Source organism: Rummeliibacillus sp. NPDC094406, from assembly GCF_044763875.1.
In the GTDB taxonomy this organism is placed as follows: domain Bacteria; phylum Bacillota; class Bacilli; order Bacillales_A; family Planococcaceae; genus Rummeliibacillus.
Window position 1 is genome coordinate 613,106 of record NZ_JBIWGZ010000001.1, and the last position, 12,936, is coordinate 626,041.

The 12,936-nt window shown below is 33.0% G+C and carries 16 protein-coding genes; 2 read left to right on the forward strand and 14 right to left on the reverse strand.

All coding sequences use genetic code 11. The features are described from left to right. Positions 1-30: 30 nt before the first annotated feature. The 5 genes from ACIQ4I_RS02920 to ACIQ4I_RS02940 form a co-directional block, all read right to left on the reverse strand. Positions 31-501: a CcdC family protein gene (locus ACIQ4I_RS02920; protein WP_483880682.1), complete on the reverse strand. Its 471-nt coding sequence runs from the start codon at positions 499-501 to the stop codon at positions 31-33. A 52-nt stretch (positions 502-553) separates the two neighbouring features. Continuing rightward, a complete protein-coding gene (locus tag ACIQ4I_RS02925) occupies positions 554-913 on the reverse strand; it encodes a response regulator (RefSeq protein WP_403092632.1) in 360 nt (119 codons plus the stop codon). Positions 914-943: 30 nt separating this feature from the next. After that, positions 944-1,654: a cytochrome c biogenesis CcdA family protein gene (locus ACIQ4I_RS02930; protein ID WP_403092634.1), complete on the reverse strand. Its 711-nt coding sequence runs from the start codon at positions 1,652-1,654 to the stop codon at positions 944-946. Between the two features lie 169 nt (positions 1,655-1,823). Next, positions 1,824-3,614 (reverse strand): ABC transporter ATP-binding protein, encoded by a 1,791-nt coding sequence (locus ACIQ4I_RS02935; protein WP_403092636.1) that lies wholly within the window; start codon positions 3,612-3,614, stop codon positions 1,824-1,826. After that, positions 3,611-5,368 (reverse strand): ABC transporter transmembrane domain-containing protein, encoded by a 1,758-nt coding sequence (locus ACIQ4I_RS02940; RefSeq protein ID WP_403092638.1) that lies wholly within the window; start codon positions 5,366-5,368, stop codon positions 3,611-3,613. The genes ACIQ4I_RS02935 and ACIQ4I_RS02940 overlap by 4 nt, the downstream gene beginning before the upstream one ends. Before the next feature lie 377 nt (positions 5,369-5,745). Between ACIQ4I_RS02940 and ACIQ4I_RS02945 the strand changes: the two genes are divergently transcribed. Continuing rightward, positions 5,746-6,024 (forward strand): DUF3784 domain-containing protein, encoded by a 279-nt coding sequence (locus ACIQ4I_RS02945; RefSeq protein WP_403092640.1) that lies wholly within the window; start codon positions 5,746-5,748, stop codon positions 6,022-6,024. A 98-nt stretch (positions 6,025-6,122) separates the two neighbouring features. Here the strand turns inward: ACIQ4I_RS02945 and ACIQ4I_RS02950 are convergent, their stop codons facing one another. The 8 genes from ACIQ4I_RS02950 to ACIQ4I_RS02985 form a co-directional block, all read right to left on the reverse strand. After that, positions 6,123-6,377 (reverse strand): zinc ribbon domain-containing protein, encoded by a 255-nt coding sequence (locus ACIQ4I_RS02950; protein ID WP_403092642.1) that lies wholly within the window; start codon positions 6,375-6,377, stop codon positions 6,123-6,125. A gap of 18 nt (positions 6,378-6,395) precedes the next feature. Beyond that, complete coding sequence (locus ACIQ4I_RS02955) at positions 6,396-7,028, reverse strand: hypothetical protein (RefSeq protein WP_403092644.1); 633 nt, start codon at positions 7,026-7,028, stop codon at positions 6,396-6,398. A 259-nt stretch (positions 7,029-7,287) separates the two neighbouring features. Next, a complete protein-coding gene (locus tag ACIQ4I_RS02960; RefSeq protein WP_403092646.1) occupies positions 7,288-7,401 on the reverse strand; it encodes a YjcZ family sporulation protein in 114 nt (37 codons plus the stop codon). Between the two features lie 351 nt (positions 7,402-7,752). Beyond that, complete coding sequence (locus ACIQ4I_RS02965; RefSeq protein WP_403092648.1) at positions 7,753-8,031, reverse strand: putative quinol monooxygenase; 279 nt, start codon at positions 8,029-8,031, stop codon at positions 7,753-7,755. 276 nt (positions 8,032-8,307) lie between these two features. After that, the gene (locus ACIQ4I_RS02970) at positions 8,308-9,234 is read right to left on the reverse strand and encodes an alpha/beta hydrolase fold domain-containing protein (protein ID WP_403092650.1); all 927 of its coding nucleotides are present in this window, start codon (positions 9,232-9,234) and stop codon (positions 8,308-8,310) included. A 683-nt stretch (positions 9,235-9,917) separates the two neighbouring features. Continuing rightward, positions 9,918-10,616 (reverse strand): SRPBCC domain-containing protein, encoded by a 699-nt coding sequence (locus ACIQ4I_RS02975; RefSeq protein ID WP_403092652.1) that lies wholly within the window; start codon positions 10,614-10,616, stop codon positions 9,918-9,920. Then, positions 10,603-10,929 carry a metalloregulator ArsR/SmtB family transcription factor gene (locus ACIQ4I_RS02980; RefSeq protein WP_403092654.1) on the reverse strand — a complete coding sequence of 109 codons (327 nt, stop codon included), beginning with the start codon at positions 10,927-10,929 and terminating at the stop codon, positions 10,603-10,605. Before ACIQ4I_RS02980 ends, ACIQ4I_RS02975 begins: the two co-directional genes overlap by 14 nt. A 218-nt stretch (positions 10,930-11,147) precedes the next feature. Continuing rightward, complete coding sequence (locus ACIQ4I_RS02985; protein WP_403092656.1) at positions 11,148-11,528, reverse strand: hypothetical protein; 381 nt, start codon at positions 11,526-11,528, stop codon at positions 11,148-11,150. 203 nt (positions 11,529-11,731) lie between these two features. Here ACIQ4I_RS02985 and ACIQ4I_RS02990 point away from each other — a divergent pair, with 203 nt between their 5' ends. Further along, the gene (locus tag ACIQ4I_RS02990) at positions 11,732-11,908 is read left to right on the forward strand and encodes a Sec-independent protein translocase family protein (RefSeq protein ID WP_403092658.1); all 177 of its coding nucleotides are present in this window, start codon (positions 11,732-11,734) and stop codon (positions 11,906-11,908) included. A gap of 138 nt (positions 11,909-12,046) precedes the next feature. Here the strand turns inward: ACIQ4I_RS02990 and ACIQ4I_RS02995 are convergent, their stop codons facing one another. Next, positions 12,047-12,829, reverse strand: coding sequence for a GNAT family N-acetyltransferase (locus tag ACIQ4I_RS02995; protein WP_403092660.1), 783 nt, complete (start codon positions 12,827-12,829; stop codon positions 12,047-12,049). Positions 12,830-12,936 lie beyond the last annotated feature (107 nt).

Here is a 12,936-nt window from a genome sequence, read left to right on the forward strand (position 1 = left end):
TTCTTCTCCGAAATAGAGAAGAACCTTTTTTTAGTCTTGTTGCAAATGTAATTGCTTTTCAAGTTTTTTGAATCGTATCAACATGGCTACACGCCAAGGTGCAATCATAGAAAAAGCTAATATAAAGAACATTCCACCAAGTTCTCCTAAGTCGAATGTACCACTTAAGTAAACCTTAACAACCGTACGAACGATTAATAAGCCTGCTAGGATGAAGAAAAAGGCTTTAGAAGGTTTTAAGTAAACTTTATCATCAACAATTTGGAATTTAGAAGTTGCAATCAAAACTGTTGAACAAATTAATCCTGCAGTTACTGCTTCAAATACTTGCGGCCAAGGTACTTGAAAATATTCATTAAAGAACATACATGCACCCGTCGACATAGCAATTGGAGGAATAATAATTTTTTTTACACTCGCTGGTTTTTTAGCTGATTTAGCACGAACTATCATCATCATAATCCCCATAAATACAACACCAACAGTAGAAGCAATTAACATATATTGAGAAGGAATAGAACTCAACGTAATACACTCACCTATCTTTAAAAAGTTATTCTATCATTTGACGAATGGTCGTCTCTAAATGTTCCCTCTCAAAAGGTTTTGTAATAAAATCTTTTGCGCCAGATTTTAATGCTTCTAAAATAAGTTTTTGTTGCCCTAATGCAGTGACAATACAAATTTTGGCATCGGGATCATTTTGTATAATCTCTTTAGTAGCTTCTAAGCCTGACATCACTGGCATCGTAACATCCATTGTAACAACATCAGGATGTAGCTTTTGATATTGCTCTATTGCTTGTTTTCCATTTTCCGCCTCGCCTATTACTTCAAAGCCTGCCTCTTCAAGCATCGTTGTAATGGCGTGACGCATAAACATTGCATCATCTACTACTAGAACAGTTGACAACCATTTCACCTCGTAACTATTTACTCAATATTAAAAGCCTTGGAATCCTCCGAAAATAGGTGTTAATAATCGATTAAGAACAGTCATTCCATCAAAGAATAAAATAACCCCCACTACAATCATGATATACCCACCAATTTTAACGAATTTTTGGCTATTTCTTCTAATCCAATCCATTCGTGAAACGAAGAATGAAAGTACGAAGAATGGAATTGAAAAACCTAGTACATAGGCTAACATATACCATATAGATGAGTCTGGGTTTGTCGTACCTAAAGCGATAATCGCAGCTAAAATAGGACCTGTACATGGTGTCCAACCAGCTGCAAATACAAGGCCAATAAGCATTGAACCAATGTATCCGGATGGTCTATTTTTGAATTCAAATTTACGATCTTTCATCAAAAATTCAGGAGTGAAAATTCCTGTAATAACAAGACCAAATACAACAATTAAAATACCACCAATTTGGCGGATTAACTCATCATATTGTACAAAGAAACCTTTTACAAAAGATGTACTAAAGCCTAATACTACGAAAATAACAGAAAAGCCTAGTAAAAAAAATAAAGTGTGTAAGATGGCTCTTTTTTGCAACATCCCTTTTTCGTTTTTTAACTGATTAAAGGATACGCCAGTTATGTAAGAAAGGAACGCAGGATAAAGAGGCAGCGTACATGGTGAGATAAAGCTTAAAAAGCCTGCACCAAAAGCAAAGAATAAATTTATATCTGTATTCATATGCGGATGTCGCTCCTTATAGTTTCTATATCCATCGTACCAAACTTTACGAAAAAATTCTTATTTTTCACTTGTGACATTTTCTTGAACTTTTGTCTTACTTATCATTAGTATAATGCTGAATTCAAATAAAAGCGAAAGATTTCTATGGCGGCTCTATTTATCTTTATTAACCTTTAATTTCATTTACTAATCCATTTTGCAATCGATACATTTTATGATATAGACCTTTTTTCTGTAAGAGTTGTTGATGTGTACCACGCTCAACAATTTCACCTTGGTGCAATACAAGAATTTGATCAGCATCTTGAATTGTACTCAATCTATGAGCAATTGCAATTGTCGTACGGCCTTTACGCATCTTATCTAAACTTACTTGAATCGCCATTTCAGTTTCGGTATCGATTGTAGCTGTCGCTTCATCCAATACTAGAATCTTAGGGTTTGTCGCAATTGTTCTTGCAAATGCAATCAGTTGCTTTTGTCCACTAGAGAAAGTCGAACCTCGTTCAGATACTTTTTGGTTATATTGATCAGGTAATTGCTCGATAAATTCATGTGCCTGCACAAATGTCGCTGCTTCTTTTATGTCTTCATCTGTCAGACTTTCATTAAATAATCGAATATTACTAGAAATCGAACCATAAAACAAAAACGGATCCTGTAATACAAGTCCCATTTGCTCACGTAATTCTTGCTTTGAATATTCTTTAATAGACCGACCATCTATTAAAATTTCTCCTCTATTAAATTCATAAAATCGCATGAGAAGATTAATAATTGAGCTCTTCCCGCTTCCAGTATGTCCTACAAGCGCAACCGTTTCTCCTGGGTTAACAGTAAAATGTATTTGTTTTAAAACATCTGTTTTACCATCATATGAGAACGATACATTCTTAAATTCAATTCGTCCCTTCTCAACATGAAAACCTTTATGTTCAGTTTGATGAGGATCTAACTCTTGATCATCCAGCAATTTAAATACTCTAGATGCAGAAACAATTGCTTGTTGAAGCAAGGACATTCTTTGCATTACTTGATTAATTGGCTCAAAAAAGCGATTAATGTATGTTATAAAAGCATAAATAACACCTATTTCAATAGGCTCACGGAACGATGTTATACCAAAAAAACTTAGTAACAATATAATTGCGAATGTGTACACAAGGTCTATAATTGGACGTAATAATAAGCTATCTAACTTAATACTGCTCATTGCTGCCTTATAATGATTTTCATTTATCTCATCAAATTCATCATGAAAGCGTGATTCTTGACGAAAAGCTTGAATAATAGACATTCCTTGTAATGACTCTGCGATTTTGGCATTTAGTTGACTCAGTCTTTCTCGCATATCCATATAGTAAATAGCACTATATTTTCGATAAGCGCTAATAATGATATACAGAATAGGAAGTAGAATAAGCGATGCAAATGCTAACTTCACATTTAAAGAAAACATTGCAATATAAACACCAATGATTAAAAACCCACTTTGTACAAATCCAATTAATACCGTGACAAACATCTCTTTGATTGCTTCTGTATCATTCGTTACTCGAGAAACAATACTTCCAGCAGGTGTTTTGTCGAAATAACGCATTCCAAGTTGATGGACTTTTTGAAAAACATCAATTCGTAATTGCTGGATGACTTTTAAAGCGAGCTCTTGAAATCGCATCATCTGAAAATAGCTTATGATGACATTTAATATCTGAATTCCCAAATAAGTTACACCAAGTATAACTAAAGGATTCGTAGGGAATTTTCTAGGTGTTAAATAATCATCCATAAAGACTTTTATTATATATGGACCCATGATATCCCCAACAACAGTAATAACTAATAGGAAAAGTGCAATACTTATTGATTTTTTATGTGGATTTAAATATCCCAACAAACGTTTTAAAACTTGCCATTGTTCTTTACTACTTAAAGCGGTGGTTCGATCATTATTCATGCATTTCCACCTCCTCTTTCAACCAACCTTTCTAATTGTTGTAATTGGTACATCTCATAATATCGACCCTTTAATGCCATTAATGTCTCATGAGTTCCTTTTTCCACAATCGTTCCCTCGTGTAATACGATTATGATTTGTGCATGTTGCAAAGCACTTAAACGATGAGAAGTAATAATTGTTGTCGCATCTTGCCTAGCACTTTTTAGCGCTTGCAAAATACTTTCTTCAGTTTTCGCATCCACAGCCGATAAGGAATCATCTAAAATAAGTAATTCTGGATTCATCAGTAAAGCTCTAGCGATTGAAACTCTTTGCTTTTGTCCTCCAGAAAGAGATACTCCACGTTCTCCGACCATTGTGCTATAGCCATCTGGGAAACGTATGATATCATCATGAATTTGCGCAATACGTGCTGCTTCAAATACCATTTCCTCTGTAGCTTTTGGATTAACAAATGCTATATTTTGATATAAAGTTGAAGAGAATAGAAAATGCTCTTGAGGTACATAACCTATTGCTTCACGTAATTTTTTTGCTTGGTATGCATTAAGCTCATGGTTTCCAAAGGTAATTTGACCTTGATATCCATCAAACTCTCTTAATAGAAGTTTTAAAATTGCAGTCTTCCCAGCTCCTGTTTTCCCAACAATACCTAATGTTTCACCACGTTTTAACGTGAAGTCAACTTGCTGCAATGCAGGTGATGAATCCCCTGGAAATAAAAATGATTCCACATGAAAATGTAAATCTCCCTTTGGTTGGATCGAGAAGGCATTTGGATGATCGATTATATCAATCTTTTCATTTAATAATGTTCGAATTCTATCATATGAAGCACTACCTCTTTCCATGATATTAAATAACATACCAAATGCGAGCATCGGCCAGACAAGTAAACCTAAGTAAGCAATAAAAGCAATTAGATCTCCAATGCTCATATCCCCCGCCACAACAAATTTGGCACCAAATACCATTGAGAGAAAATATGAAATACCAACAACAAGTGAAATGGTCGGATCAAATAAAGAATCAATTTTTGCAACACGAATGTTTTTATCTACTACTTCTTGAGATAGCCTTTTAAAATCCTCTACATCTTCTTTGTCTTGACCAAATGTTTTCATCACTTTGATGCCTGTAATACTCTCTTGTGTTTTATCATTTAATTCTGAAAACGCCGCTTGTGCATGATGAAAACGTTGATGTAGTAATTTTCCATAATAACTGGTTGATAACGCCATAAAAGGCATTGGAATTAAAGCAATTAATGTTAGTCTCCAATCAATTGTAAACACCATGGCTAATATAACAAAACCACCAGTTGTAAGTGAATCGACTAATGTTAACACTCCATTACCAGCTGTTTGTTGTACGGCCGATATATCATTTGTGGCATGTGCCATTAAATCACCAATTCGACGCTTTTGATAAAATGCTGGAGACATGGCAGTGAAGTGTCGAAACAATTGAGCTCGTAATCGCTTAGCTAGAGACATAGAAGAACCATAAATCATTTGACGCCAAGAATATCGTATTATGTACATTACAATTGCAGTAATCGTCAAAATTCCAAGCCAAATTAATAGCCTGTTTGAATTTAGTTGAGCATTGGCTATTTCATCAACAACAATCCCAATGATTTTCGGTGGGACTAATTGTAAGATGGCAACAAAAACAAGCATTGTAATACCAGCTATATATTGCCATTTCCTTTCTTTAAAAAACCATCCTAATTCAAAAAATACTTTCAATAGATTCACCTTCTTTTCTTCGTACGTATCAGTTTATCAAAAATTCAGAACTTATGGAAGAAACTGAAAAATTAATTTCGGATAATCAAATATTTCAATCGCATTTTTTCACTTTATCCAAAGCTTTTAAAATCCAAAAGGACTTCACTTCAATTGAGGGCACTGAAAAAGTAAAATGCATAAATAATAATAATAAAAAATACATTTTCTAACATCGTTCTAAGTAAACTTAAAAATACATTATCTAATTATCCAAAACTCATTCCTTTCGCAAAACAGTTTTCCAATTTAGACTTTTTTTCATCTGTATTTTCCTGTATTATATGTATAATAATGATAAGTTATCAGAAAATATAATTATAATAGGGAGTTAAATGATGCCTTTTTATATTGGACCTATCGTTGGTGTAGTTCACTTTTTGCTCACTTACTTTATATGGAAAAAAGGAAAGGTACTGATTTTAGCAGGATATGTGGAAGGTCAAGTAAAGGATACAAAGAAACTCTCAAAGAATGCTGGTATGTTAATACTTGGTGCAGGAATCATATCTGTGTTTTTCACGCTTGTTCCTGGTAATTTTTATTATTTTGTTTTTGGATTGTATTTTTTATGGCTCTTAGTCGGTATGGTTATTGTAAATATCAAAGTAAAATAATCAAAAACTCCCTTTTTCGAAAGGGAGTTTTTGTTATTATATATAATGTCCATCTTGAGTCTTTTTCTTAACAAGTACAATTAACTCAATATGTATTTCTATTTCCATCTCTCCAGCTTATCTAAATTTCTAACGAACATGCCTGCTAAAAATTTGGGTAAACCCATTTCAATACACTTTCCTTTTACAAACACCGTCATCTCTTCTACGGATATATTTTTTTGAGTAAATTCGCCTTCCTGATAACAATGCTTACAATACATTGAACTTCTTTCATGATTTCTTTCTGTACCTCGGTCTTCTGACTTCTTAATTGGCATAGAACAGCTTTGGCATTTTTTATATTCTTTCATCATCGTTCCTCCTCATTTTTATTCATTCAGCCCTAGTACTTTATAAATTTTTTTAATTCTTTTTAATTGAGGTGCTGAAAGTTCATTTTCTCTTCGTTTTAACACAGTTAAAAATGCATCTTTATTATCATTATTTACAGCAATAAGAGTACTCTCAGCGTGTTGGGGAACTTCTTTCGGTCTGCAAGTTTCTAAATGATGAAGCAGGAAAGGAAAAATTCGTTCATTGTTTTCATTGCTTGCAGTTGCTAACTTTGCTAAAGTTAATACCCCTTTATCAACAGTAATAACGGAGCCAGTTTTCATAGTTGAAAAAATTGTATCAAGATGCTCCATCATAATCGAAGATGAAACTGTTGAAATGGTAGATAATGCTGTCATTGCACCCCAAACTAAACGGTTATTTCTACTTTTTAATAAATTTATAAAGGTTAAAGCGTATTCACTTATAAGCTCTGGGTTAACTTCCCCAATTTCATAGGCTACTTTAATACAATCCTGTTGAATTCCTTTATCCTTATTAGATAAGTTTTGTATAACTTCTTTTATACCTTCAAGATTGTGATCGTTAACTAATTCCTGTGCTAGTTCAATATTTGGTTCTTCATCACGACGTTGTAACTTCGAGGCCAACTTAGGCACTATCGACATATTATCCCTCTTTTACGTTGATATCATTCTATTCACATACTATCATATTAATCAGACTAGATGATGTTTTTAGTTTTACAGTAATCATAGGGACAATGATTTACATAAAATGTTCGCCTACGCTAATTTGAATTTTGTTGATTATTTTGCCACTAAAATGCCCCAATTATTAGAGTTTGAGTCTAACAATTGGGGGCAGTTCACAACAAGTGAGGATTCTAAAATGTAAGGGGTGGTGGCCACTCCATATTAGCCCTTTTTAGCAGCCCCCTTTCATGAAAGAAGCTCCTACAATAATCAATAAGATAAACAAGACAACAACTAAAGTAAAACTGTTGCTACTTCCATTGTCATAACCACAATCACCACTCATATACGATTCCTCCCTTCCATCTAGGTATACTTTAACTTATGCTAAATAGTTGAGATGCTTTGTGCTCTTGATATTACATTTGCACAATTATTATTTTCATTAGAATAATTTCACCTTAAATAAGATGATTCTAGAAGTAAGCCTTCCATTGAATGGTGATATTCTACTTAACTGCTATCGTTAGTAAAAAAGCGACTGCTCTTATTTCGCAATCGCCTCGTTAGCTACCCATGAAGATCTTCTTCACCTCAAAACATGTAAGAAAACTACTTTTTACATACTTTTACATGTAAAAAAAAGATCAACAAAAAGAACGTTAATCCCTCTTGAATCAACACCCCTGTTCGCTTATTAAGAATTCGATGAAATACCCTTCCCACCTTTTGTTGTTAGGGTGCTGATTCTCTCCATTCCAGTAATGATTGGTTTTGCACGCTTTATTAATGTTTGTGTAGCTTCAAGAGTTAAAGATGCTTGATGGGCAGTTTCATTACTCCTCACTTCATAAACATATACAGTATTGGGGTCGTCTTCAGAAATATTTACGAGATATATCTCGTATTCATCCAGATTTTTCAATGATTCTGCTGTTCCAACATAATATCTATCTATCGCTATGCTTGGAATCATAAACAGATTTCCAAATTTCCCTGCTGAAGCTCCACTTATTAAATAATGGTGCACCTATTGAAGTTAGTCAAAGTCTGATGGGGCATGAGAAGAGCGAAAACACTCGGATTTATGCTCAACAAGCGGGAGACTTAGAAAAGAGTTTTATCAAAAGTAATATTAATTAATAAGGACAACGTCTATTTGACGCTGCCCTTTTTACTAATGCATCCCTTTAGTTTAAGTACAATTCTTCACAATGCTGCTAACCTGCCCTATTAAAATATAAAACAACAATTAGTTACTAATTATATTAATAATTTTCTGTTGAGCATCTTTGGCTTCAGGAATTGGCATAACAACAAACACATGATTCATTTTAGGATAAACAAAGGTATTGATTTCAATTCCTTGTTCTATCAGTTTCTCATCAAATTTTATTGCATCTGGATATAAACTTTCGTGTGTTCCAATAAAATGAGTAATTTTCCCAAGTCCTTTAAATTCACCATAAATTGGACTAATCAATGGGTCCTTTAAATTTTTATCAGCTGCCCATATCTTTGTAATTACTTCCATTCCTTCACTAGCTAACATCGGGTCCTTTTCTTCATATTCAGGTATAAGAGGATTTTCAAAACCCATATCAACACATGCAGATAATAAAATAATATCTTTCGGTTGAGGTAGATGGTTCATCTTCAAAAGATGGGCCAGGCCAAGTGTTATATTTCCGCCTGCCGAATCTCCCATGATGGTCAATTGATTGGAACTTTCAATGGTTCCAAGAATTTCTTTATATAGGTTGAGGATTTTTGAATAGGTATCTTTATAGTTAAAATGAGGTACTTTAGGATAAATGGGCGCAATAATTTTCGCATTTAAAGATTGTGCCATTTTATCCATGAACAACCAGTGTAAATCTAAAGGTTGATTCGTCCAAGCACCACCATGAATATAGAAAATAACTTTTTGTTTCAAAGACTTTTGGTCATTTAAAGTGAAAACCTGTATTCCTTCGAATGCCTCCTCCTTCACATCAATTGAAAATTCAACATCATCCCCAATAACATAGGGCTGAATATTTTCAGTTCCCCTTTGCTTAACGAACCGTTTGGTATTTTCTATACTAGAAAAACTCGTTTTATTACTATTGGAAATTAACCATTTTTCAAATTGAACACTTTCTTCAGAACGTTCTCCGTTAAAAATTTCTACACTCATTTTTTTCTCTCCTTTAAATATTTTTACTGTTCATCCTGTTTCATAACACGGTATGATTTATAAAAGCCGTGTCTCTTTATCAAAAGTCTGTAACAAGTTAGATAGAAGGTCTTGAATTGAACGGAGGCTTTAATTTTTCCTTTCAATTTTATTATTATATTTACAATGCCTTTTAAAGTATTACTTAGCATTTTCATGATTTCTCTAATTTCCTTTAACGAGTAACTTAATGATTAGGTATCTTTTATAAATTTTATTTTTACAAGGTAATCTTCTGTATATAATCTATACCGTTAGAACGCCGTTTCGGAGTATACTGCATTGCGTTACGATATTTACGGTATAAAGGTTGAACTATACTTCAAGGTCAAGATAAAAATTTTAATTTTTGATTTCTCCTTCTTCAACAAAACTGCCCCTTTAGTACAATAAGTCCAAAATTGTTAACCTTTCTTGTATCAACACCCCTATTGTAATTGTCACTTCCCTGTTTTATCTTCTAACTACACAATTAACCAACAAAGATATCCAACAATGGATTTTCTCTGTGTCATTTCTAACCAGCTCCATAACTTGAAGAAGAAATATGTCTATAACCTTTCATTCATTTTCATTAAACGAGATAGAGCTATGAATTTTATCAAAAAAAGATGCTATTAAGTTAGCATCTTCTTCATTGAATATTAATAAGGTACAGGATAAGCATCTAGAGGGCAGTTTAATCGTAACTTTTCACTTTTCCTTACTATTGTTAAGGTAACAGTGGAATTATCAGTTTTTTCATTCAATGTTCTTTCAAATGACTCATATCCAACAATTTCTGCTCCATCGATCTCCACTATAATATCTTCAGGTTTAATTCCAGCAGCTGCGGCTACCGTTCCTTCCTTCACCTGTAAAACTCTTGTACCTCTATCCTTCTCGTTTGTTGTGTGTACAATACCAATCCATGCTTTCCAAAAATCCGCACGATTATCAGTACTTGTTTCATATACACTCTTTAGATTTTCTAAGAATTGACTTGTACCAAACAACATATTTTCCTTCGTAGATTGATTCATTTCACCAATAAAGGAAGCCTGATATTCAATACTCACATGAATACCCTTTTCAACTTCTTCTATAGAAGTAATGGTAGTAAAATCCCCATCAAGGCTCTGAAGTACAAAGCGTTTCATTGTATCAATTTCTGTAAATATACCCTCAGATGTTGCCCCCCAGCCATGATTCATATAACCTCTTCCACCTATACGAAATTCTATTTCAGCATTTTTTGTATACCAACGGTTTAAATGCTCAGGCTTAGTCAATGCATCCCAAACTTGCTTCAAAGGCGCATTAACAACAATTTCTCTCTTAATGGAATCCTTAATCATCTTCATCTCGAAACTCTCCTTTTTCCACATAATTTTTTAGACTTACGAGCTGATCATCAAGTAGATCTTCGATGTATTGAAGCATTTCGTGGTAGGCAATTTGGAGAATATTGAGATTTAATGAATAGATACGATACTTCCCATTCAAGCTCTCCGAAATAATTCTTTCCTCCAATAAAATATTCAAATGCTTCTTAATTGCTGGTTGAGAGATATCAAATGCTTCGACTATCTCCTTTTGGGTTTTATTTCCTTGTTTAAGCATACTTAATATACGGCGCCGCGTTGAATCACCTAATGCTCGATAAACATCTGGCATTATCATTCCCTCACTTTTAACATATAACCAATAGGTTATATGTAATATAAACATAACCAGAAAAAATGTAAAGAATTTTCAGAAAAAATAATATCCATATTTAACTAACATGCGCCTTTAGTTGAAAAAGAAAAAATTTTCTTAGTAACCTATTTGTTCCTATGGCATACAAAAAGCCAACTGTATATAGTTGACTTTAGATAATATAAGACATTTATCTACTTATCCTCAGTAAGAAACCCTAATACTTTTTCGCCATTTTCTTCTAAATAAACATTGATAGACTTAAATTTAGATTTTTCTTTGGTTGTAAAATTCACCAATATTGTTTGAGTGTTTTTAATATCTATTGTATTGCTGTTTTTATTATTAAATACTTCTAATTTACTTCCCGATTTAAAACCCGTAACTTCCACCTGTTCCTCATCAATTATTTCTTTTTTTATGGAGTTCGATAGGGATTGATAAGCAACTTTTTGTAAATCATTTTCTTCTTCTGCAGTAAATGTGAATGTGCTACTTGTTACCTGTTTATTAGCAGAACATCCAATAACAGATAACAAAAGGATACCGATTAATATGTATATTAAATTCTTCAACAAAACTTCCTCCTTTGATATATTTATTTTTTCAATATAATCATGTAATCTTTTCTTATTCATGTAACAAATAATTCAATAATAAAACGTGAGTTTAAGGCATAAATTACGAAATAAAGGGAATTTGGGATCACTTCTAAATATATATCTTTAATAGATGAAATAAACTACTTGTTATTCAACAAAAATATGAGGTGAAACATTTGAATGGATTACTCATCTGGCGATTATTTATCTTGGCTGTTGTGGTCGTATTAAAGTTTTTCAGCGTCATTTCATTATCAATGTTTTTAGCCGCATTAAGCGGTATAGCGTTGGCACAAATGATTGAAATGTATACCAAGGAAAAAAATCAAAGGAAAATATTTGATAAACATTAACATTGAGTGACCCATAAATTAGGTACAATTCTATTTTTGTTTTATAAGCAACGATGTGGTTTTACATTGCCAACAAAAAAGAGCATTAATCCTTCTTAGATTAGCGCCCCCTTTAGTTTATATAAAATTATTCACATTTCAGTTTTTTATCTTTAAATTATCAATAAAATAAGTATCATAAGATTCCATAAAAGTGTATCCTAGCTTTTTCGCCAGTTCAACAGATTCAGAATTAGCTCCATCCCAACTAGGGTATTTTCCTCTTTCTAGACAATCTAGCATCAGTGCAGCGGCAACAATTGTTGCTAAACCTTTCCTTCTATGGTTAGGGTGACTTGCAACTTCAATCTCGATTCCATCATCATATATGCTAAATGATGTCGCCGCAGAAACAACTTGCCCTTTATATAAAATAGCATAACCTATTCCTCTATCAATAAAATCATCAATAGAATCAAACTGACTAATAAAGTCTTCTGAAAGTTCATGGAATGACGAGGCATTTGCTATATTTTTATCAACTCTTTTAATTTGGTATTCTTCAGGTAATGCAGACAGGTGTTCTTGTATGTGAACTCTATCTAAATCATCAGGGTTCTTATTAAATCTAAACCGCTGAAATTTCTCAATTGAACCTTCGTGAACAGTCTCTATCCGATTTTTCCATTCAACTGAATCAACAATTGCGAGAGTAAATTCAGGAAGATTATAAAGTAATTCTTCAGCTTCCTCTGTATTAGGATCCCCAGCATAAAAGACAAATATCCCTACAGTTATTTGAGCAACAGTTGGATTCTCAAGGTTGTCCACCCAAGCATTCCCCATATGTCCTTGGAGATATGAAAGAACAATAGTGCTATCAATATTTTCAAACATAGATACCAACTTTCCCCTTACATTGTTATCCGCTTTATAAATCATTCAATTCCTTCTTTCTAATAATTCAAAATTTTCCACACATACCATATTATCATATATTTTTTTAAAATATATAAACACTTTATAAAACTAAACTGCTTCGATAAATA